At 51.8% G+C, this 20926-nt stretch carries 12 protein-coding genes; 10 read left to right on the forward strand and 2 right to left on the reverse strand.

What is annotated here, in order from left to right; all coding sequences use genetic code 11:
* Window positions 1-90: 90 nt before the first annotated feature.
* The 9 genes from rplK to SH302x_RS00695 all read left to right on the forward strand — a co-directional run bounded on the left by rplK (window position 91) and on the right by SH302x_RS00695 (window position 15004).
* Entirely contained in the window at window positions 91-519 is a 429-nt protein-coding gene (gene rplK, locus SH302x_RS00655) for a 50S ribosomal protein L11 (protein ID WP_479366586.1), read from the forward strand.
* Between the two features lie 4 nt (window positions 520-523).
* Window positions 524-1204 (forward strand): 50S ribosomal protein L1, encoded by a 681-nt coding sequence (rplA, locus tag SH302x_RS00660; protein WP_479366587.1) that lies wholly within the window; start codon window positions 524-526, stop codon window positions 1202-1204.
* Window positions 1205-1244: 40 nt separating this feature from the next.
* Window positions 1245-1772: a 50S ribosomal protein L10 gene (gene rplJ, locus SH302x_RS00665; protein ID WP_479366589.1), complete on the forward strand. Its 528-nt coding sequence runs from the start codon at window positions 1245-1247 to the stop codon at window positions 1770-1772.
* 92 nt (window positions 1773-1864) lie between these two features.
* Window positions 1865-2266: a 50S ribosomal protein L7/L12 gene (gene rplL, locus SH302x_RS00670; RefSeq protein WP_479369322.1), complete on the forward strand. Its 402-nt coding sequence runs from the start codon at window positions 1865-1867 to the stop codon at window positions 2264-2266.
* A 672-nt stretch (window positions 2267-2938) separates the two neighbouring features.
* The gene (gene rpoB, locus SH302x_RS00675; protein WP_479366591.1) at window positions 2939-6658 is read left to right on the forward strand and encodes a DNA-directed RNA polymerase subunit beta; all 3720 of its coding nucleotides are present in this window, start codon (window positions 2939-2941) and stop codon (window positions 6656-6658) included.
* A 153-nt stretch (window positions 6659-6811) separates the two neighbouring features.
* Window positions 6812-11164 (forward strand): DNA-directed RNA polymerase subunit beta', encoded by a 4353-nt coding sequence (rpoC, locus tag SH302x_RS00680; protein WP_479366592.1) that lies wholly within the window; start codon window positions 6812-6814, stop codon window positions 11162-11164.
* A 362-nt stretch (window positions 11165-11526) separates the two neighbouring features.
* Window positions 11527-12870, forward strand: a complete 1344-nt coding sequence (locus SH302x_RS00685; RefSeq protein ID WP_479366593.1) for a carboxymuconolactone decarboxylase family protein — start codon at window positions 11527-11529, stop codon at window positions 12868-12870.
* Window positions 12871-12928: 58 nt separating this feature from the next.
* Complete coding sequence (locus tag SH302x_RS00690; protein ID WP_479366594.1) at window positions 12929-14176, forward strand: deiodinase family protein; 1248 nt, start codon at window positions 12929-12931, stop codon at window positions 14174-14176.
* Window positions 14177-14557: 381 nt separating this feature from the next.
* Window positions 14558-15004 (forward strand): DUF1559 family PulG-like putative transporter, encoded by a 447-nt coding sequence (locus SH302x_RS00695; protein ID WP_479366595.1) that lies wholly within the window; start codon window positions 14558-14560, stop codon window positions 15002-15004.
* A gap of 238 nt (window positions 15005-15242) precedes the next feature.
* Here SH302x_RS00695 and hemW read toward each other — a convergent pair whose 3' ends face one another.
* Window positions 15243-16397, reverse strand: coding sequence for a radical SAM family heme chaperone HemW (gene hemW / locus SH302x_RS00700; RefSeq protein WP_479366596.1), 1155 nt, complete (start codon window positions 16395-16397; stop codon window positions 15243-15245).
* Window positions 16398-16584: 187 nt separating this feature from the next.
* On the reverse strand, window positions 16585-19887 hold the full coding sequence (locus tag SH302x_RS00705) for a serine/threonine protein kinase (RefSeq protein WP_479366597.1): 3303 nt from the start codon (window positions 19885-19887) through the stop codon (window positions 16585-16587).
* A gap of 155 nt (window positions 19888-20042) precedes the next feature.
* Here SH302x_RS00705 and SH302x_RS00710 point away from each other — a divergent pair, with 155 nt between their 5' ends.
* Complete coding sequence (locus SH302x_RS00710) at window positions 20043-20633, forward strand: RNA polymerase sigma factor (RefSeq protein WP_479366598.1); 591 nt, start codon at window positions 20043-20045, stop codon at window positions 20631-20633.
* The last annotated feature ends 293 nt before the right edge of the window (window positions 20634-20926 follow it).

Here is a 20926-nt window from a genome sequence, read left to right on the forward strand (position 1 = left end):
TGATTTGGGGCATAAGAGGCTTGATTAATTGGATGGTGTTCGCTTGTGTGTGTTTTGGTGCATGCGGGTGATTTACAAAGGCAGACATAGATGGCTAAGCAAGTTGTAGGGCAAGCGAAATTTCAGGTGCCGGGTGGTCAGGCGACGCCTGCGCCTCCTGTTGGTACGTCGCTGGGTAAGTTTGGTGTGAACTTGGGGCAGTTTGTCTCTCAGTTCAACGATCGTACGCGTGAGTTCGCTGGGACGCCGATTCCGGTGGTGGTCACGGTGTATTCGGATCGTTCGTTTGAGTTTTATACAAAGAGTCCACCGGCAGCAGCGTTGTTGAAGATGGCTGCTGGGATTAAGAGTGGTTCGGGCGAGCCGCACAAGACGAAGGTGGGTCGTGTGACAAACGCTCAGGTTGACGAGATTTGTCAGAAGAAGATGGCGGATCTCAATGCCCGAGACCTTGAGCATGCTCGACGCATGATCCTGGGTACGGCGCGTTCCATGGGTATCGAGGTTGTAGAGGGCTAATTAAATGGTGAAATTAACAAAAGCTATGAAGGTGATGGGCAGCAAGAATACTGCAAATGCTCCGTTGCCCCTGGAAAAAGCAGTCGAGGTCTTGAAGACTTTTCCGCCGCGAAAGTTTGATCAGACGGTTGAGTTGCATATGAATCTGGGTATTGACCCGGCGCAGGCCGATCAGTTGGTGCGAGGTTCGCTTGTTCTGCCGCATGGTATTGGTAAAACGCAACGGGTGGTTGTTTTTGCAAAAGGTGACTTGGCAAAGGCGGCTGAAGAAGCGGGTGCTGAGGCGGTTGGGGCGGAGGATCTGGCTAAGCGAATTAAAGAGGGCTGGTTGGATTTCGATGTCTGTATTGCTTCGCCGGACATGATGGGGTTGGTCGGGCCATTGGGTAAGGTGTTGGGGCCGCGTGGTCTGATGCCTTCGCCTCGAGCTGGCACGGTGACTGCGGATGTCGCGCGAGTGGTTAAGGAGTATCGGGCTGGTAAGGTCGAGTTCCGTAATGACAAAGGCGGGAACTTGCACGCGGTGGTTGGCAAGCTGAGTTTTGATGCGTCGAAGTTGGTAGATAATATCAGCCATTTGATTTCGCACATCCAGTCGCTCAAGCCAAGTGCTGTAAAGGGCTCGTATATCAAGTCGATTGCGCTGTGTGCAACGATGAGTCCAAGTGTTCGGGTAACCTGCTAATTTGGTCCATATGGCCGCTAGGTGAGAAGGTCTTAGAAGCATGAGTAAGTACGTAAAAAACTTTGTAACCCGCGACATTGCTAATCGCCTTAAAGGGGTGAGTGATGCGATTGTTGTGAACGTGGTGGGGTTAGGCGGCAATGACGCTTATGAGCTACGTAAATCGCTGCGAGGTAAGAACGTAAGTGTGATGGTTGTGAAGCGAACTTTGGCAGCGCGAGCTACCGAGGGGACGTCGCTTCGTCCTGCTTTCGATAACGTGAGCGGGAGCGTAGCTGTTGTTTGGGGCGCCGAAGATTTCGTGGGCTTGGCCCGTGAGATCACTGCTTTGGGCAAAACTGGCAAGTTCCAGAAGTTCGAAGTGAAGGGCGGCGTCATGGATGGCGACTCGCTGAAGCCAGAGCAGGTGCAAGCGATTAGTAAGTGGCCAAGCCGCAGCGAGCAAATTTCGTTGTTGGTCGGTCAAATACTTGGACCGGGCCGCATGTTGGCTGGTCAAATCAAAGGGCCTGGTGGCAAGCTTGCCAGCCAGATCGAAAAGATTGCAGAGTCTGGCGACGAAAGCTAGGTCCTGCGATTCATTTAGGAATACACGTGCGCTGTCGCACTTCGGCAGCATCCATTGGGAACTGTTTGTTTTTTTCTGTAGAGGTTTTTTAAATCATGTCCGAATCAACCGCTTTTGCTGACGATATCAAGACCCTGGGTGAACAGATCGTTGGTCTGACCCTGAAGCAAGCCAAAGAGCTGAGCGATTATTTGAAAGATGTTCATGGCATCGAAGCTGCTGCTGGTGGCGCTGTCATGATGGCCGCACCGGCTGGTGACGCTGCTCCTGCTGTTGTCGAGCAGACTGAGTTTGACGTTGTGATGACTTCGTTTGGTGACAAGAAGCTGGATGTTGTTAAGGTTGTGAAGAACCTTACCGGCGCTTCGCTGATGGATGCCAAGAAGTTGGTTGAAGGCGTTCCTGCCAAGATCAAAGAAGGCGTATCCAAGGAAGACGCGCAGAAGGTCAAGGCTGAGTTGGAAGCTGCTGGCGCAACCGTTGAGCTCAAGTAGTTCGGCTTGTGCTTGCTGACTAGCTTGCTTGTATTCGGTCCGCTGTGCGCGCTTTGCTGTGCGAGGGCAGATCGGCGGGTGGCAGGGTTGGCGTGCTCGTTAACTTCGATGGCTGTGACTTGCGCTCGGTCTTGCCAGCGGCTAGATGCTGTCTGGTGAGTGCTGGCACCTGTGCACCTTAGCAACAGTTCCTGCTGCACGTGCGGGTATGCATGTTGTTGGCTGCTGTGTAAGTTGCAGGCTTGATGTATTGGGTTAGATCACCGCTTTAGGCTCGTTTAGGGCCTGAAGTGGGCTGGAATTACTAGACACGGCGAACGGATCCGCAGTGCATATGTCACGCCACCGCAAGGGCGTAGGCAAGAAAATTAGGAAATTATTGCCTCTTGAAGCGGTTTTTCCGGTTTACGAGAGGCAAGCAGATGCACTACACTCTTGCAGTGGAATGTAGCTTGGCTGGATCGCGTTCTCTCTCTTTGAAAAATCTCGTGGCTAGTGTTGCGCCTTCATCGCAGATCTGGTGCAAACCTCGTACCGTGGGTTTGTGCCTGCGCACCCCAGGTGCAGCGTCACCTTTCGAGCGGGGCCATGTTTTTCCCACGGGCCGCGTGTCATCCGGCTTCTTGACTTAGTTTCTGGCATTCAATTTTTTTTGTGGAGTGGATCCATTCTATGGCGACAACTTCGAAGCGTCGACTTGAGCCTCAAAACGTCCGCAGATTTGGCAGTACGCAAACCGCGTTCGCGATACCGAATCTGACTACGCTGCAAACAGCGTCCTATGAGGCGTTTCTGCAGGAGGACTTGCATCCGGAGAAGCGGAAGAATCAGGGGTTGGAGTCGGTCTTTCGTGAGATTTTCCCGATTGCGAGCTACGACGGGACGGTGACCTTGGAGTACCTGAGGTACGAACTAGGTAAGCCGCGGTATACTCCAGAAGAGTGTCGGCAGTTGCGGCTGACTTACGGCAAGCCGTTGAAGGTTTGGTTGCGCATCAATCGCGAGCAACCGCTTGAGGAAGAAGTGTATCTGGGGGATATCCCCATTATGTTGGGTGGCGGTGAGTTTATCATCAACGGTGCCGAGCGTGTCGTGGTGAATCAGTTGCATCGCTCTCCAGGGGTCGATTTTGTCGAGGAGACTGAAGGGACTACGGATCGCAAGGCGCCAAGCTGCCGTATTATTCCCGAGCGTGGCTCGTGGATTGAGATCAATGTGACCAAGAAGGATAGCTTGTCGGTCCGGATCGACCAAAGCGGTAAGTTCTCGGTGTTCACGCTGTTGCGAGCGATGGCTCCGGAATTGAGCACCGATGCGGACTTGCTGCGAGCGTTCTATTCGTCGACGGAGTTGAAGCTGACCGGCAAGGATGTGGTGAGCAAGATCGAAGGCAAGATAGCGGTGGATGACGTTGTTTATCCTTCTTCGAGTGATCGGGCTGGCGAGATTTTGATCGAAGCGGGGCAGAAGATCTCCGCGAATATGGCGGAGTTGATCGCTACATCGGGCGTCAAGTCGATGGAGATTGCGGAGCCGCCCCGGGGTTCCTATATCCTCAATTCGTTGGCCGAGGACAATACAAGCAGTCATGAGGAAGCGTTGCTGCGTATTTATCAGCGATTGCGACCGGGTAATCCGCCGCAATTGGAAAAAGCGCGGACTTTGTTTCACGAGAAGTTTTATGATGACTCGCGTTATCGCTTAGGGCGTGTTGGGCGTTTCCGTATCAATCGCAAATTGGGGTTGGATGTCTCCGAGGATGTGATGACTTTGCGAGCGCAGGATTTGATCGCGTCGGTCAAGTACTTGACGGACTTGTTTGATCCCGACAGCGGTGCTCACTTTGATGATATCGATCACCTGGGTAACCGTCGTTTGCGCACGATTGATGAGTTGGCTTGTGAAGAGTTGCGTAAAGGGTTCTTGAAGCTGCGTCGGACGGTGCAAGAGCGTATGGGGATGAAAGAGGTCGAGGATATGACGCCTCGCTCGTTGGTGAATCCCAAGAGCATTTCGGCGGCGATCGATTATTTCTTTGGCCGCGGCGAGCTTTCGCAGGTGGTTGACCAGACCAACCCATTGTCGCAGTTGACTCACGAGCGGCGTTTGTCGGCTCTTGGGCCTGGCGGTTTGAACCGTAAGCGAGCGGGCTTTGAAGTGCGCGATGTGCACATCTCTCACTATGGGCGTATCTGCCCGATTGAAACGCCTGAAGGTACGAACATTGGTTTGATTAGCTCGCTATCAATCTATGCGGGTATCGATGAATATGGTTTCTTGATCACTCCGTATCGTAAGGTCGACGGCGGTCGTGTGACGGATGAAGTGGTTTGGCTGCGAGCGGACGAAGAAGCAGATGCTTATATCGCGCCGGCGGATACTGAAGTCAAGGATTCGATGCTGGTGCAAGGGCCCGGGCTGATTGCTCGTCACCGCAGCGACTTTGAGATCGTTCTACCGGGTCAGGTGCAATACATGGATATCGCGCCCAGCCAGATGATCGGTGTCTCGGCCGGCTTGATTCCGTTCTTGGAGCATGACGACGCCAACCGTGCGTTGATGGGTTCCAACATGCAGCGCCAAGCGGTTCCATTGTTGGTGGCTGAGCCGCCGATTGTTGGGACTGGTTTGGAGAAGGTGGTTGCCGAGAACAGTTCGATGGTGGTTCGCGCCAAGAAGGCAGGCAAGGTCACGTATGTCGATTCGACTCGCATCGAAGTCGGCAGTGATGTCTATCCTTTGAAGAAGTACCAAGGGCTCAACGAGCGTACTTGCTTGAACCAGCGTCCGATCATTCGGTTGGGCGACAAGGTTGAAAAGGGTCAGATCATTGCTGATGGTGCGGCGATCCATAAAGGTGAACTGGCTTTGGGACGCAACGTGTTGGTGGGTTTCATGTCGTTCGACGGATACAACTACGAAGACGCGATCATCATCAGCGAAGAATTGGTCAAGAGCGACACCTACACTTCGATTCATATCGAAGAGTTCGACGTAGAGATTCGAGAAACCAAGCTGGGCCGTGAAGAGTTCACTCGTGACATTCCAAACGTCAGCGAAAAGGCACTGCGCAATCTGGATGAAACTGGTATTGTGCAAGTGGGTACGTATGTGCGACCTGGAGATATTTTGGTTGGTAAGGTTTCGCCCAAGAGCAAGACGGAATTGACGCCAGAAGAAAAACTTCTGCATGCGATCTTTGGTCGGGCTGGGGAGGACGTAAAGAACGATTCGCTGGAAGTCAGTTCGGGCGTTGAAGGCATCGTGATCGATACGCAGAAGTTCTCGCGACGTATGAGTTTGTCGGAAGATGAGCGACGGGAATTCGAACGCGATCTGAAGAAGCTGGAGACGGAAGGCAATCTCACGATTGCCGAAGCGTTTTCAGCGTTGGCCGATGAATTGCAAAAGGTCATCGGTGGCAAGCTGACCGATGAAGATGGGACGCCATTGACTGGTGGCCATGATCCGAAGTTCCTTGCCGAAAAAGCTCAGACATTTAACTTGTCGCGTTTGCTTAATCGCATCGATGGCGGTTTGCATTCCGAAGTCAAGGCAGTGCACAAGCAGTACTGGCCAGCAGTTGAGCAGGCGCTCGATATTCGCGATCGTAATGTCAACAGCATGAAGCGTGGTGATGAACTGCGAAGCGGCGTGTTGCAGATGGTGCGAGTTTACATCGCGACCAAGCGCGTCATCAGCGTTGGGGACAAGATGGCCGGTCGTCACGGTAACAAGGGGGTAATCTCCAAGGTGTTGCCGGTCGAAGACATGCCATTCTTGCCAGATGGGACTCCACTGCAAATCATGTTGAATCCACTCGGCGTTCCTTCGCGTATGAACGTAGGTCAGATTCTTGAGACGCACTTGGGTTGGGCTGGTGCCAAGAGTGGTTTTCAAGCGATCACGCCGGTGTTTGATGGAGCGACGGAAGGTGACATCAACGACGCGTTGGAAGCTGCAGGGCTGCCACGTCACGGCAAGATTCGCTTGACCGATGGCCGAACGGGGCAACCGATGGAGCAGGAGACCACGGTGGGTTACCTCTATATGCTCAAGCTGCATCACTTGGTGGATGATAAGGTTCATGCTCGCAGCACAGGGCCTTATTCCTTGATCACGCAGCAGCCGCTGGGTGGGAAGGCACGTTTTGGCGGTCAACGCTTTGGAGAAATGGAAGTTTGGGCGTTGGAAGCGTACGGTGCTGCATACATTCTGCAAGAGTTGCTCACGGTCAAGAGCGACGATGTGGAAGGACGAACCAAGATTTACGAATCGATGGTCAAGGGCGAGAACACATTGGAAGCTGGTACGCCAGCGAGCTTTGACGTTCTTACCAATGAAATCCGAGGCTTGGCCCTCAACATGCGATTGGAAAAGCGAACTTTTTAAAGCATTGAGTAAGGCGACTGGGCTGCGAGGCAAACTGGGATGATACTCCCTTTTGCCACGTGGCTACCGCGTCATGGCTTTGAATCACTAACTTTTCCGATCTAACTTTCATAATCCATTCGAATCAATAACAACCGACAGGGCATTTAAATAATGGCTACAGCGGAAACCACTTACGACCGCGTCAACGACTACACCTCTGTCAAGATTTCGCTCGCTCGACCGCAAGATATTCGGTCTTGGAGTTTTGGCGAAGTCAAGAAACCTGAGACGATCAATTACCGTACCTATCGTCCTGAAAAGGATGGTCTGTTCTGCGAACGTATCTTTGGTCCAGAAAAGGACTGGGAGTGCGCTTGCGGTAAGTACCGCGGTATGAAGTACAAAGGCATGATCTGCGATCGCTGCGGTGTAAAGGTCACTCATAGCCGCGTGCGTCGCAAACGCATGGGGCATATCGAACTGGCCGCGCCGATCGTGCATATTTGGTTCTTCAAAGCGATGCCCAGTCGCTTGGGCAACCTGCTGGAAATGAAAACCACCAGTCTTGAGAAGATTATTTACTTCCAAGACTACGTGGTGACCAACGCTGGCACGACATCTTTAGAAGTTCAACAACTTCTAACAGATGAAGAATATCGCAACGCCAAGATGGAGTTTGGTGAAGATTCTTTCGAAGCGGAAATGGGTGCCGAGGCAGTTCGGAAACTGTTGATGAACCTTGATTTGGTCACGCTGTCGGAGCAACTGCGGGTTGAAATGGCCGAGACCAACAGCAAGCAACGCAAGAAGGATTTGATTAATCGATTAAAGTTGGTGGAAGCGATCCGCGATAGCGAGAATCGTCCCGAGTGGATGGTCTTGGAAGTGATCCCTGTGATTCCGCCAGACCTGCGACCACTGGTCTTGTTGGACAGCGGCAATTTCGCAACCAGCGACTTGAATGATCTTTATCGCCGTATCATCAACCGCAACAACCGACTGCGTAAGCTGGTCGATTTGAACGCGCCGGAAGTCATCATCCGCAATGAAAAGCGCATGTTGCAGCAATCGGTGGACGCGCTTTTTGACAACAACCGCTGCAAGCGTCCGGTGCTGGGCTCCAGTTCGCGTCCGCTCAAGAGCTTGACCGATATGATTAAAGGCAAGCAAGGTCGATTCCGCGAGAACCTGCTTGGCAAACGCGTGGATTATTCAGCTCGCAGCGTCATCGTGGTAGGGCCTCGACTGCGATTGCATCAGTGCGGTCTGCCAAAGAAGATCGCTTTGGAACTGTACCAGCCATTCATCATTCGTCGTTTGAAAGAGCTTGGCCATGCTGACACCATCAAGTCCGCCAAGAAAATGCTGGAGCGCAAAGACGAAGAAGTTTGGGACATCCTTGAGCAGGTTATTCGCAATCACCCTGTGTTGCTTAATCGAGCTCCGACGTTGCACCGCATGGGGATTCAAGCGTTTGAACCAACGCTCGTCGAAGGTAACGCGATTCACTTGCACCCGCTGGTATGCAAAGGCTTCAATGCGGACTTCGACGGTGACCAAATGGCCGTGCACTTGCCGCTTTCGATCGAGGCGCAAGTCGAAGCTCACACGCTGATGATGAGTACGCACAACATCTTCGCACCGTCCAACGGTAAGCCGATTATGTCGCCTTCGCAAGATACGGTGATGGGTTGTAACTATATCAGTGTGGAGAAACCAGACTGCAAAGGCGAAGGCATGATCTTTGCCACGCCAGTCGAAGCAGAATTTGCGTTCGCTCAAGGAATTATCGACCTGCATGCTCGGATCAAAGTCCGCTTGCCAAAGCATCGCAAGTTGAAGACCGAAGATGGCAACGCCAAACCAGGTGCGGTAATCAATACCACCTACGGACGAATCCTGTTCAATTCGATCCTTCCGAGCAGCATGGACTTCTACAACATGACGCTCAAGAGCGGCGATTTAGCGGGCGTGATCAGCGATTGCTATGCAGTGGCTGGACGTCGTGCGACGATCAATCTGCTGGACAATATGAACCAGTTGGGTTTCCGCGAGTCCACACGCAGCGGTCTGTCGTTCGGTACCGACGATTTGATCACACCCGATTCGAAGCTGAAGCATATCGCCGAAGCGGACAAGAAGGTAATGAACTACAAGAAGAACTACGACAAAGGTTTGATCACCGGCCAAGAACGCTACAACCAAGTCATCGATACGTGGACCAATACCCGCGAGCTGATCACCAAAGACATGCTCGCAGCGATGGAACACGACACGCATCGAGGTACTTGGTACGTGAACCCCGTGTTCTTGATGGCGTCCTCCGGTGCTCGTGGTGGTATCGCTCAGATTAGCCAGTTGGCTGGTATGCGTGGTCTGATGTCCAAACCGACCGGTGAAATCATCGATACGCCGATTAAAGCGAACTTCCGCGAAGGCCTGTCGGTACTGGAGTACTTCAGCTCGACGCACGGTGCTCGTAAGGGTCTAGCGGATACGGCACTCAAGACCGCGGACTCCGGTTACCTTACCCGTAAGTTGGCCGACGTTGCGCAAAACGTGGTCATCACAATGGACGATTGCGGTACGACGCAAGGGATTACCAAAGGCATTATCTATCGCGGTGAGAAAGTCGAAGTGCGATTGGCCGACGCGATCATTGGTCGCGTAAGCCGTCAGAACATCGTCAACCTGGTGACTGAAGAAGTTATCGTTCGCGAAAACGACATGATCACTCGTGAGGCTGCACGTAAGATCGAAGACATGGGCTTGGAGAAGATTCAAGTTCGTTCGCCAATGACCTGCGATGCATCTTTGGGAGTCTGCCGTCGCTGCTATGGTATGGATATGAGTACCGGAGCGTTGGTGGAAGAAGGCATGGCGGTCGGTATCATCGCTGCACAAAGTATCGGTGAACCGGGTACGCAGTTGACGATGCGAACGTTCCACATCGGCGGTGTCGCGAACACCGGGGTGGAAGAATCGGACATCAAAGGCAAGCGTGCTGGTATCGTCAGCTTGGTCCGCATGCGAGTGGTTCGCAACGAAGAAGGCCAAGACATCGTGCTTAACCGAAACGGTGAAATCGCGGTTCTTGATCCGAAGGGCCGCGAGCTGGAAAAATACGAAGTGCCAACTGGTGCTCGCTTGAACGTGAAAGACGGACAAGAAATCGATAAAGGACATATCCTGTGCGAATGGAACCCTCACAAGATTCCAATTCTGTCGGAAGTCAGCGGTAAGGTTCGCTATGACGATGTGATCGAAGGCGAAACCATGCGTATGGAACGCGATCCTAGCGGTAACAACCGCCGTGTGATCATCGACCATCGCGGTAGCTTCCATCCACAGATCGTGATCGAGGACAAAGATGGCAAGCCACTGGACGTATACTTCTTGCCTGAAAAGGCCGTTGTGACGATTCCTGAAGGCAAGATGATCTCGGCTGGTACCGAGTTGGCGGAAATGCCTCGCGAAGCGACCGGCGTTAGCGATATCACCGGGGGTCTACCTCGTATTACGGAAATCTTCGAAGCTCGCAAGCCGAAGGAACCTGCGGTTGTCGCCGAACTGGACGGTATTGTTGAATTGTCCAAGGAAAAGAAACGCGGCAAGCGTGGGATTATCGTCAAGAGCGAAAGCGGCAAGGAAGTCGAGCACTTGGTGCCACCAGGAAAACGGTTCTTGGTTCACTCCGGCGATACCGTGCGAGCTGGCCAAGCGATGATCGAGGGGCCGTTGGTGCCACACGATATTCTACGCGTCAGCGGTGAAGAAGCGGTACAGCAGTACTTGCTGCACGAAGTTCAACAAGTATATCGCAGCCAACGTGTCGAAATTAACGACAAGCACGTCGAAACGATTATCGCGCGCATGTTGCGTAAGGTGAAGATCGAGAATGCCGGTGATACATCCTTGTTGTCCGGTCTGGTGGTCGATCGATTTGAACTGCGTCGCAAGAATGACGAACTGCTCAAGTCGTTAAAGATTACCGATCCAGGTGATAGCGAATTCGCCTTGGGTGCGATTGTGCCGAAGGAAGCTGTCGAGCAATCCAATGCTCAAATTGAAGCGCTCGGTGGCAAGCCTGCCAAGGGTAAGAAGCCTAAGGCGGCAACGGCTTCGGTGCAGTTGCTGGGAATCACCAAGGCGTCGGTGCAAAGCAATAGCTTTATCTCGGCGGCTAGCTTCCAGGAAACCACCAAAGTGTTGACCGAAGCGGCGTTGGCTGGCAAGGTCGACCGCTTGGTTGGTTTGAAAGAGAACGTGATTTTAGGTCACTTGATTCCTGCGGGGACGGGTTTCCGCGTGTATCAAGACAGTGAAGTCAGCTACCGTCGCGAAGCGTTGGAAGATTTGCTAAACCGTGGTACCGAAGCCACCGAGAGCGCGTTCCCGCTACTGGACAATGCACCGACATTGCGAGCCGAGGTTGCTCCATCCGACGACGATCTGATGGACAGTGTGCCTGAGGTGACCGACGTGGTGGACTCGGGCGAGAGTGGCAGCGGAGCCAGCGAATAGTTCGCTGTAAAGCGAGTCTTTTTAAACGATGTAATCAATTGAATGGCCGCAGTGTCTCAAGACATTGCGGCCTTTTTTTGCGCGCAATCAACAGGGGTTCGTATAACCGCGTGGGCATCGCCCCGCGTTTGTAGTGGTTGAAGTAGGTATCGCGGCCCGTTGGGCACGCGGTTAAACGACGCTAACCCCGTTTCCTCTGCGAATCAAACGCAAAGATGTATAGACATCAATGCCGCAGGGAACGCACGCCTTTCGCATCTTAGCCACGGGGTGAAATCCATCGGGTATAATTGTGATGCGTCGACGATTCTGAATTTGCCCCGTCATCAATTCTCGATAACACGTGAAGGATGGGAGAAGCCATGTCCTACTTGAGATTTGACTTAATACGTATTGCCTCCACGTTATTGATCGTCGTTGCCTTTCATCTCAGCAACGGAAGTATAACGATGTCATTTGGGCAATCTGAACCATGTGTTGCGCTTCCCTCTACCGCAGAAGCATTACAGCGACTGCCCTTACTGCGCGACCCATTGCCGTCGGAACTTCCGGTTTGGGCCAGGGCAATGGCGAGCAACAATCCGCATACCACTGCGGCTATGTTGGAATTGGATTACAAAATGCGGTCTGTTCCTGCCGCTTCCCTGCGCTGGCGAAGTTTGGCTCGGCTGGCAGTTGCCACCGTGAATCAGTCAGAGTATGGAAAAGCATATGCTGAATTCGATTTGCAACGCAGCGACGGGAGCATTCTGTTAGCTGCTTTGTCGAACTCCACGCTGCCTGACTTGGAGGACACAATCTATAAATTTGCAACTCAGATGGCGGTGGCTGCTTGTGATGTTACGGATCAGCAAGTTGCCAAGCTTAACGAAGCGATTGGAGAAGAAGAGCTAGTTGGATTGGTTCTACATATTGGTTATGCAAACTTCCAAGATCGATTGATTCATGCTTTGCAGTTGCCTCTAGAGATGGAGGGACCACTGGCTCCTATTGAGGTAGATTTTGTGGACTCGACGCCCAACGGAGCTAACACGCCGACAGCAGATCGCTCGGAGCTATCTGACTCTGCGCAGCCCCTCACTGAACTTAACCGCGGTATCAATTGGCAGGATCTAGCGTTTACGCAGATTCAGTCCAAGTTAAATAACCAGCGCCAACGGGAGCCAAGGATACGCATCCCGGACTGGGAAGAGATCGAACCGAAGTTGCCAGCCGACTTATATACCCGTCCCCTTCGCATTCGATGGAGTCGCTTGGTGGTTGGTTATCAGCCTGTCATTGGTCCAGCTTGGATCAAATGCTTGAGAGTATTCGAACAGGAAGCACATCAGGATCGCGTGTTCGAAGAGAGCATATTCTGGATCGTAACGAGAAGCTTAAAGTGCTTTTACTGCATGGGGCATTGTGAGATGTTGATGGAAGTTGGCGGCTTGCAAAAAGGTGAAATCGCGGACCGGACCAAGCGGCTGGCGTCCGGCGATTGGTCGTCCTTCACTTCGCAAGAGCAGGCTGCATTTGCATTTGCTCATAGGTTGACTCACGAGCCAAGTAATGTCACCTGCGAAGACTACCAACAGTTGGTTGCGGCCTTGGGCGAAGCGAGAGCGATGGACTGCGTGTGGTGGATATGTCGAAGCCATTTTATGACCAAGGTCTCCGATGGCTTTCAATTGCAATTGGAAGTCGACAATGTGTTTCAAAACTAGCGACGTGATGGTGCTTTGTTTTCGGATGTTGGATTCGTCTCTTTTTCGGGTGCATGCCATGAGCTTAATCTCGTCACTAAGAAATTGTTCGTTGACCGTTGCGTTTAGCATTGTGATAGGCGTATGCCAAGCAGAAGAATTTGGTAGTACAGGAGTTACCAAAGATGAGTATCTGTACTGGAAAGAATCCGCCTATCAAGCGATTGAATCCAGTGATCATCGAACTCAATTGAAGCTGGCGCTAGATACAAAGTATTCTGATGGCACCGGTCCAGAATTTATTCGCATGCTGCAATCCATACTCAATGGCGATAGGATGGGACCTAGTGACGGTTGGTTCGGTCCCGGCGCGAGTCTCTATGGTTGGCAATGGATGTCGCAAAGGCATGGCATCCAGCCCACGGAAACGATCCAATCAAGTTCATTCTTGGGGACATCGAAGTCATTTGAGATCCTTGACCGTGATGGCGACGGCGAGATTTCAGCAGATGACTTTGATTGGTCTGATAATTCAACTTGGGTCAAGGAAAATCGATTACTGCGAGAGTTTTATCGAGCCATTGATCAAGGGGGTGATAATCGAATCGACTCAGCGGAATGGAATCAATACTTCGACCGACTTCGAGGAAAGAAGCCGAGTGTAGCGTTCAAAGATTTCCGCAATGCACGCTTGCGACAATCCTCTTCATTTTCGAGTGGCGATGCACCGACGCTCGAGAAGTTGTTGCGAGGTCTTTTCGAAAACGAAATAGGTTCGGTTCATCAAGGGCCAAATGTAGGAGATCATGCTCCTGATTTTGCTTTGAAGACGCATGACGGTACCAGCGAAATTAAGCTTTCAAGCCAATATGCTTTGAAACCAGTGGTGCTTGTTTTTGGTAATTTTACGTGTGGTCCGTTTCGCCGTAGTTTGCCTGAGATCGAAGATTTGCATCAACAGTTTCAGGATGATGTGATTTTTCTTGGAGTGTATGTTCGCGAAGCTCATCCCACCGATGGTTGGTCGATGGAAAGCAACAGCAAGCAGGGGGTGGCGATATCGCAACCCACGACGTACACGCAACGCGTTAACGCTGCAGAGCGATGTTTCGCCAAGCTTAACTACACGATGCCACTGCTGGTCGATGAGATTTCTGACACGGTTGGAAATCTATATAGTGGGATGCCATCTCGGCTATATGTAATCGGTATGGATGGAAGAGTGACGTATAAAAGCGGACGCGGACCGTATGGATTCAATCCCGATGAGCTAGAGCAATCGTTGGTGACGACTTTGTTGAATGCAGATGAGTTTAGCCGACCCTAGTTTGAGATAAGAACTTACTTTGAGGCGTGGATATCATGTACAGGGTGCAGCATATTTGGACTAGGTCGTTCCCCTTGTTAATTTTGGGGATCATAGTCGGGGTGTCGGGAAGACATGTTCCTGCGTGGGCGGTTGAAAGGGATGATGCGGAATTAATACGGGCGATCATTGATGAAGGAGCGAGGTTTGCTGATAAGGTCATTACCGTAGAGAATACTTCTGATCTTAATGACGGTTCAGTCACAATAGTGGTCTGAAGAGGGTTGGTATTCGTATTACGCTTGGGGCTTACTGACTAAACTTCCGGAGGGCTTTTGGTTATTGCTGGCTTTGTGTCCGCTTGGCTTTTTCTCGTTGCAAGGGTCGGCCAAAGAGCGATGGTTGTTTGCGTATCTGGTGGGTGCGGGCGTCGTGATGTTCATCCTGCTCAGCAGTCAAGCAAAGCTGAGCCAGCATTTTCGCTATAGCATGCCCGTGGTCGCAGTGCTCTGTATACTGGCCACTTCCATTTGGGCATGGTCTGCGAATACTTTATTGATCGCAGAGAAGGGGCTGTATGTAGGGGACTATACAACGGGTGCATCACTAGGCGACGACCAATCGCCGTTTGTCGGTGATGACATTGATAACCATCGCAGTACCGTGTTCACACCGGTTCAAGACTTTAATCACAACGACACCGAAGCGTTTGGAGGTCCTCATCCCGGTGGAATCAATACGGTCATGTGCGATGGCTCCACACGGTCAATCAGTTTTGGCATCGACGCAGAAATCTTCCGTCAGATGGGCACTCGCAATGAGCGTGAAGCATCGCGGAGTGCTCGTTAGGCTCCCCTGAATTTGGAATTGAAGAGCGACGGTTTAAGTTGTAGTTGTAGTTGTAGTTGTAGTTGTAGTTGTAGTTGTAGTTGTAGTTGTAGTTGTAGTTGTAGTTGTAGTTGTAGTTGTAGTTGTAGTTGTAGTTGTAGTTGTAGTTGTAGTTGTAGTTGTAGTTGTAGTTGTAGTTGTAGTTGTAGTTGTAGTTGTAGTTGTAGTTGAAGTTGAAGTTGAAGTTGAAACGCGTCAGCTACCAGTAGTCCAGCCACAGTGAGTCGCTGATCGGCAGCCCGTGGGGTGTCAAGCGGATATGGCCATCATGCCACTCTAGGAATCCCAACTCGATATGCTTAGGGATTTGCCGCGAGATTGCTTCAATGGCTTGCGGTTCACCTGAACTGGCAAACGAACTCCACTGGACGCCCTTCAAGCGACGCATACCAAAGACGAATCGTTCCCGTGTTCGCGTTGACCAGTCCAGTACTTGCGACTCCGCGACCGGTGACTGTCCGATTTCCATGCGTTGGATGTACTTCAAAGTGCTGCGATGATTGACCGAGCGCGTTCCATTCACATACGCCGCCGCACCTGGCCCAAAGCCAAACCAGGGATCACCCAGCCAATACGTCTGGTTGTGCAGACACTCGCTGCCGGGTTTGGCAAAGCTGGAAACTTCATAATGATTCATGCCATGCCTGGTGAGCGTTTCGATGGCATAAAGATACATCTCCAACTCAAGCTCTTCAGGGACGGCAACCAGTTGGCCTTTTTGAAGCTGAGCCCAATAGCGAGCTCCTTTCTCATAAGTTAAGCCATACGTTGATAGATGGCTTACACCGCGCGATGTGGCGTGTTCCAAGTCCGACTTCCAAGTGTCCATGTCTTCACCAGGGACGCCGAAGATCAAGTCGACTGAGACTTCCTGGAACCATTGAGACGCTACGTCGATGGAACGGGCCAGTTGCTCTCCCGAATGGTCGCGGCCTAGAATTTTCAGTTTGGCCGTATTAAACGATTGGCCCCCAAGACTGATGCGATTGATTCCTTGGTCGCGTAAAAGTAAACACAGATCCTGATGGACGTCTTGAGGATTCGCTTCGATACTCCATTCTCCGCGGTCAGCCAGCGGAAGCCATTCTCGTATCACCTCGAACAATCGCAACATCGGTTCGCGAGGCAGCAGGGTAGGCGTGCCGCCACCAATGAAGATAGTGTTGACCGTTTGGGGGCGACCAAGTGCAGATAGTTCTCTAGTCACCGCTGCAACATAACGATCGACCAAGTCCAATCTGTCTGCGACGACCGTGAAGCTACAGTAGGGGCAACGCGAGTGGCAGAATGGGACGTGGATATAAGCTGCCTGCGGTGTTGCCAAGTGCTCGCTTGCACCGTGTTGAATTTCCATAGTTCCCGTCACGCGATCATTCCACGGGCGGCCGTGCAATCTAGGATTCGTCGTAAAGCTTTTATCCTTTAATCAAACGGCTGGAACGGGCGAAACAATTCCTCATCGTATCTGCCGCAAAGTGATGTATCAAGGCGAACTGTTGGTCAGGTTGACGTTAGCCAATAGGGCTGCTGCCAGTTGGAGACTACCGCTTGACTTTATACTTGTAATATTCGTCAAAGGTAATGATGTCGTCATTGTTCAGGTCAACGTCCTCAAAGGCCCCTTCACTTGCCGGCCATTCGTCACGCGTTAATACACCATCTTTATTGACATCGTATCTTTGGATTTTACCCTTAATGAATGTCAGCCATCGATCTGAGGTCTCAATACCTTCTTCCGCAAGGCGAGTTTTTGCTTCTTTGAATTCTGTCTCGGCGTTTGCCGTGTTGTCTAAAAATTCATCGAAAAGAGCCTGCTCGATGGACTCAACTTGGCTGAGCTTGTTGACATTCGTCTTGGTCAGAACGCTTCGCGAAAACTCAGGAGCCTGCAATCCTTGCTCGATTTCAAGCGGAGCTAACTGCCCGTCCTTATTGGTGTCCCAAGCGTTGAAGAAGTTCGACGCCCACGCTTTGCAGAGTGCACGAAGTCGTCTCTCTCGTTCGGCAATTTGTTCTTCCTCTGGCAAGAGATCAAACGCATTCCAGTAGATGAAATAGCTGAGCCAACGTTGCTTGGAAATTGTCTTATGATCAGGAAGTGGCTTGCCGTCCCTCCGAAAATAATTGTCAGCAATGCCTCCCATACCCATACTGGATTGGAATATTGTTTGGAAAGATCGTTCCGCTTTCGGGTTCAAACTTAGCGTTATCGATTGCTCGCCGGATCTCGTCGCTTCGACCAGCATCCTTGCCGGTTTCAAGAGCTCTTTGTCACCTCCCAGATATCGACCCAAGCTGATGAGCGCAATCGATGGAGACATTAACTGAAGACTGGGCCCGGTATTTACCTCCACCCTTTCGGGGGTCTTACCCAATTTCGGCATAAATTGGAACAGTCTTTCTGCGTCACTTCCAGAAATTGCGCCCACCCCAGAAAGTCCGATAGGTACGTAGCTTTGTAAACGTGCTTCGTCGGAAGCGATATCGTTCAAGCGTTCTGCGATGTTTTCCTTCAATTCGTCAACATCCCAGCTTAGTAATGCGTTATGTCGGTCAAAAGCCGGCGTCTGGGTTGCGGCTAGTTTTGAAGCAGCTTGCGCCAGCATCTCATCGCTACTCGCGGGTGATGCGATCGTTCTTGCTGCCATAAATTCAAACAATTCGATTGTTTCGCGACGTTGAAGGGTAGTCGTTTTCAACATCTCGAATTGAAGAAGGTCATTTCTCGCACTTGCGAAGAGAACTTCGTTGACTTTCTGAAGAATCTCATCGTCTTGCAGTTGTTGGAGGTTTTGCAGTAGCAATTGTAGTGTTGGCTCTACCAGTTGCGGGCGTCTCACGGGAGTTGACGTGAGTTCGACAAACAGTTCCTGCAATGGCTCTTGCCGCCACAAAGCCACGTTTGTGCCGATCGCAGAGTCGATTATCCGCTTGGCCCAATCATCACTGCCTGACCGTATTTGAGAGATAATCAGGTCCACATAATCCGGAATGTTGTCGCAGGTTTTGGACAAGCTTGCGAATGCTTTTATATCAAGGCCATAGGATAGATTCACACTGGGTTGAACCCGTAGCAAGAAGGTTTTGATTTTTTCGCGATTGTCGGTCGCGATCAACGCACTAATCGCATACAGTGCTTTCTTCACTTCATCCGGTGAACGCTCCAGTTCGAATTTCGACATCCACTGGTCAAGTGTTTTTCCTTCGTAAAGCAACTCAGGTTTTGTGCCGTCGGTGCTAGCTGGCATGCTGGCGACCTCTGCTGGCCTTTGTGTTAGTTTGGCAACAACTTTATCGCCACGCTGCAACGTGATCACGTCCTTGTCCACGACATAGCGATCGCTGCCGCCGTCGATTTGGACTTCGTACTTGCCCGCGTACAGCTTTGTGATGTTCTCGCCGGGAACGACTTGCAAGCTGTCGTAAACCTTGCCGTCGCTCAATAGATTCACTCGCACGTTGGCATCTTCCGATTCAATGATCAGTTGCCCCTTCTGAGTTTCCAAAGTGATAAGAATTGCGCCAGCCAACAATAGCGGCAAGCACGCAGCGAAGATCCACTTCCCGATCCTGCTGCGCCTAAAATTTGCCGATGACGTGCGGTGGGCAGGAGCCGCGGCTAGCAAGTCAGCTTGGGCGCCAAATGGTTCAGCCGAAATGGTGGCGTCACGCGTGGCATTCACAATCAACGATTCAAGGTCAGCGCCTGCTGTCAATGGTTCAAGCTGCTGCGCGACATGGGCAGCGCTACTAGGACGCGCGGTGGGCAGTCGTGCTAACATGGAATCGGTCAACTTAGCTAGTCCCTCGGGAGCATCGGGACGCAAGGTCTTTAAGCTTGGTGGTTCCGTGTCGGCTATCAATCGCAGCTTCGCTAGTGGCGATAGGGCAGGGGAGGCCACCAATGGTGGGCGTCCCGTTAACAATCGGAACAACGTCGCACCCAGCGAATAAATGTCCGCTCGATAATCCACCGACTCCGGATGTTCCGCTTGTTCGGGAGCCATATAGTCGAGCGTCCCCATCAACTGACCGACGGTCGTCAAATCTGCGGTGATCTCATCCCAAAGATTCGCTTGTGCTAGGCCGAAGTCGAGAATCTTTACTTCGCCATCGCGGCGGAGCATTAAATTGGAAGGCTTGATGTCACGATGCACGATGCCTTCTGCATGAGCATACGATAGGCCCAGCGCAGCTTTGTGCACGATCGCACAAGCATCGGCAATCGATAATGGTCCATGCGTTTTGAGCAGTCGGCTCAGATCCCGGCCGTCGATGTACTCCATTACCAGAAAGTGCGTACCATCCAGTTCGCCAGCATCGGTCGCGCTGACGATCGCTGGGTGGTTCAACTGGCCGACAGCTCGAATTTCACGTTGGAACCGCAGCAGAAAATGCTGATTCTGAAACGGCCTGGCCGGTAGCAGTTTGATGGCGACGTTCTTGTTCAACTGCCGATGCCGCGCGAGGTAAACGGCACCCATACCGCCTTGCCCCAGCGGCGAAATTAAATCGTAGGGCCCGATTGTTTGAACGGGTGCTTTCCAAACGTGATGCGGATTTGAATCTTGCGGCAGACGCTTTGCCCGCGAGATCGCGTACTGCACCGCACCGTCGGTGGGTTCCCGCAATGAGTGTTTTTCGCTGTACTCATCGGAACTAGGCTGCTCGTCACGACATAGCTCCAGCAATGTATCGGGCTCTTGTTCCAGCCGCACGATGGTATCTTCGCAGGATTCGCACTCTTGTAGATGCGCTTCGATGGTTTGCGACTGAGCTGCATCAGTCCAACCGTGCAGATATTTTTTTAGCGTCTCGCGCGGTAAGCAATCTGGGCGATTCATGTCGTGTTCCTTGTCAAAGTCATTTTAGCGGATCGCGGCCACCTGGTCCCGCTTGGCCGCTAAGTTTCTAGAACGAAAGGTGCGTGACACGGAAGTTGGAATGGACTAAACTTTCTTTGGTTTATTTATGTGCGACCAACTACGTGTGAGTTCCGATGACCGCTTCTACTTCGACTCGAGCTAGTTTAATCTCCCGCGCTCGTCAGCGAGACGCAGAGGCGTGGGAATCGCTGGTTGAGCTGTACGGGCCGCTGGTCGCTCATTGGTGCTATCGTTGCAATTTAGACTCGCATGCAACTGCGGATTGTGTTCAAGATGTGTTCGCTGCGGTGGCTCAATCGTTAGCGTCTTATGAACCCAATCGCAGCAGCGGTGCATTTCGTAGTTGGTTGTGGACCATTACGTCGAACAAGGTCCGCGACCATTTGCGTCGCGAGGATCGCCACGTCGATCCCATCGGTGGCAGCACGGCGATGGGGCAACTGTACCAGATTGTTGAAGTCCCCGATGAAGAGCCGACGTCGTCGCTCGAATTGAAGCGTTTGGTTGACCGCGGATTGGAGCATGTGTGCCGCGAAGTCGAATCAAGGACGTGGTCGATTTTTCAGCGGAGCGTCATCGACCAGATCGCGACGCCTTTGGTTGCTGCTGAATTCGAAGTCCAGCCCGCGTACGTGCGTCAGATCCGCAGTCGCATCCTCCGTCGCCTGCGATCGCAGCTTGGCGATTTAGACACTGACGTTTAGAACGCTTTCGGCGTTAGGCGTACGTTCAAAAAATTCTCCAAACAGCAAAGTTCTGTGTCCATTTCACGGCCAGCATGGAGTTTTCTTATAGAACATATCCTGCCTTGCGCAGAAGTGAGCTTGCCGCAGCTAGGTCCTTTGGCTCTGCCCTCAGAATCCCGCCTGATGTTAAGTGCCGCCACCTGCTCGGCAAAGAAAATTATGTTCTTAAAAATGCGAGCGTTCGCTTTTGATATGCTATAGGGTGGTTTCCTAGCCAAAAAGACTTATACCGAGATTCGAAAGTTGGTCGA

This window comes from Njordella calcicola (assembly GCF_056494125.1).

What these genes read in the sequence shown, in the direction of transcription:
- rplK (WP_479366586.1), top strand. Translation starts at nt 91, where the DNA reads ATGGCTAAGCAAGTTGTAGGGCAAGCGAAATTTCAGGTGCCGGGTGGT.
- rplA (WP_479366587.1), top strand. Translation starts at nt 524, where the DNA reads ATGGTGAAATTAACAAAAGCTATGAAGGTGATGGGCAGCAAGAATACT.
- rplJ (WP_479366589.1), top strand. Translation starts at nt 1,245, where the DNA reads ATGAGTAAGTACGTAAAAAACTTTGTAACCCGCGACATTGCTAATCGC.
- rpoB (WP_479366591.1), top strand. Translation starts at nt 2,939, where the DNA reads ATGGCGACAACTTCGAAGCGTCGACTTGAGCCTCAAAACGTCCGCAGA.
- rpoC (WP_479366592.1), top strand. Translation starts at nt 6,812, where the DNA reads ATGGCTACAGCGGAAACCACTTACGACCGCGTCAACGACTACACCTCT.
- SH302x_RS00685 (WP_479366593.1), top strand. Translation starts at nt 11,527, where the DNA reads ATGTCCTACTTGAGATTTGACTTAATACGTATTGCCTCCACGTTATTG.
- SH302x_RS00690 (WP_479366594.1), top strand. Translation starts at nt 12,929, where the DNA reads ATGAGCTTAATCTCGTCACTAAGAAATTGTTCGTTGACCGTTGCGTTT.
- hemW (WP_479366596.1), bottom strand. Translation starts at nt 16,397, where the DNA reads ATGGAAATTCAACACGGTGCAAGCGAGCACTTGGCAACACCGCAGGCA.
- SH302x_RS00705 (WP_479366597.1), bottom strand. Translation starts at nt 19,887, where the DNA reads ATGAATCGCCCAGATTGCTTACCGCGCGAGACGCTAAAAAAATATCTG.
- SH302x_RS00710 (WP_479366598.1), top strand. Translation starts at nt 20,043, where the DNA reads ATGACCGCTTCTACTTCGACTCGAGCTAGTTTAATCTCCCGCGCTCGT.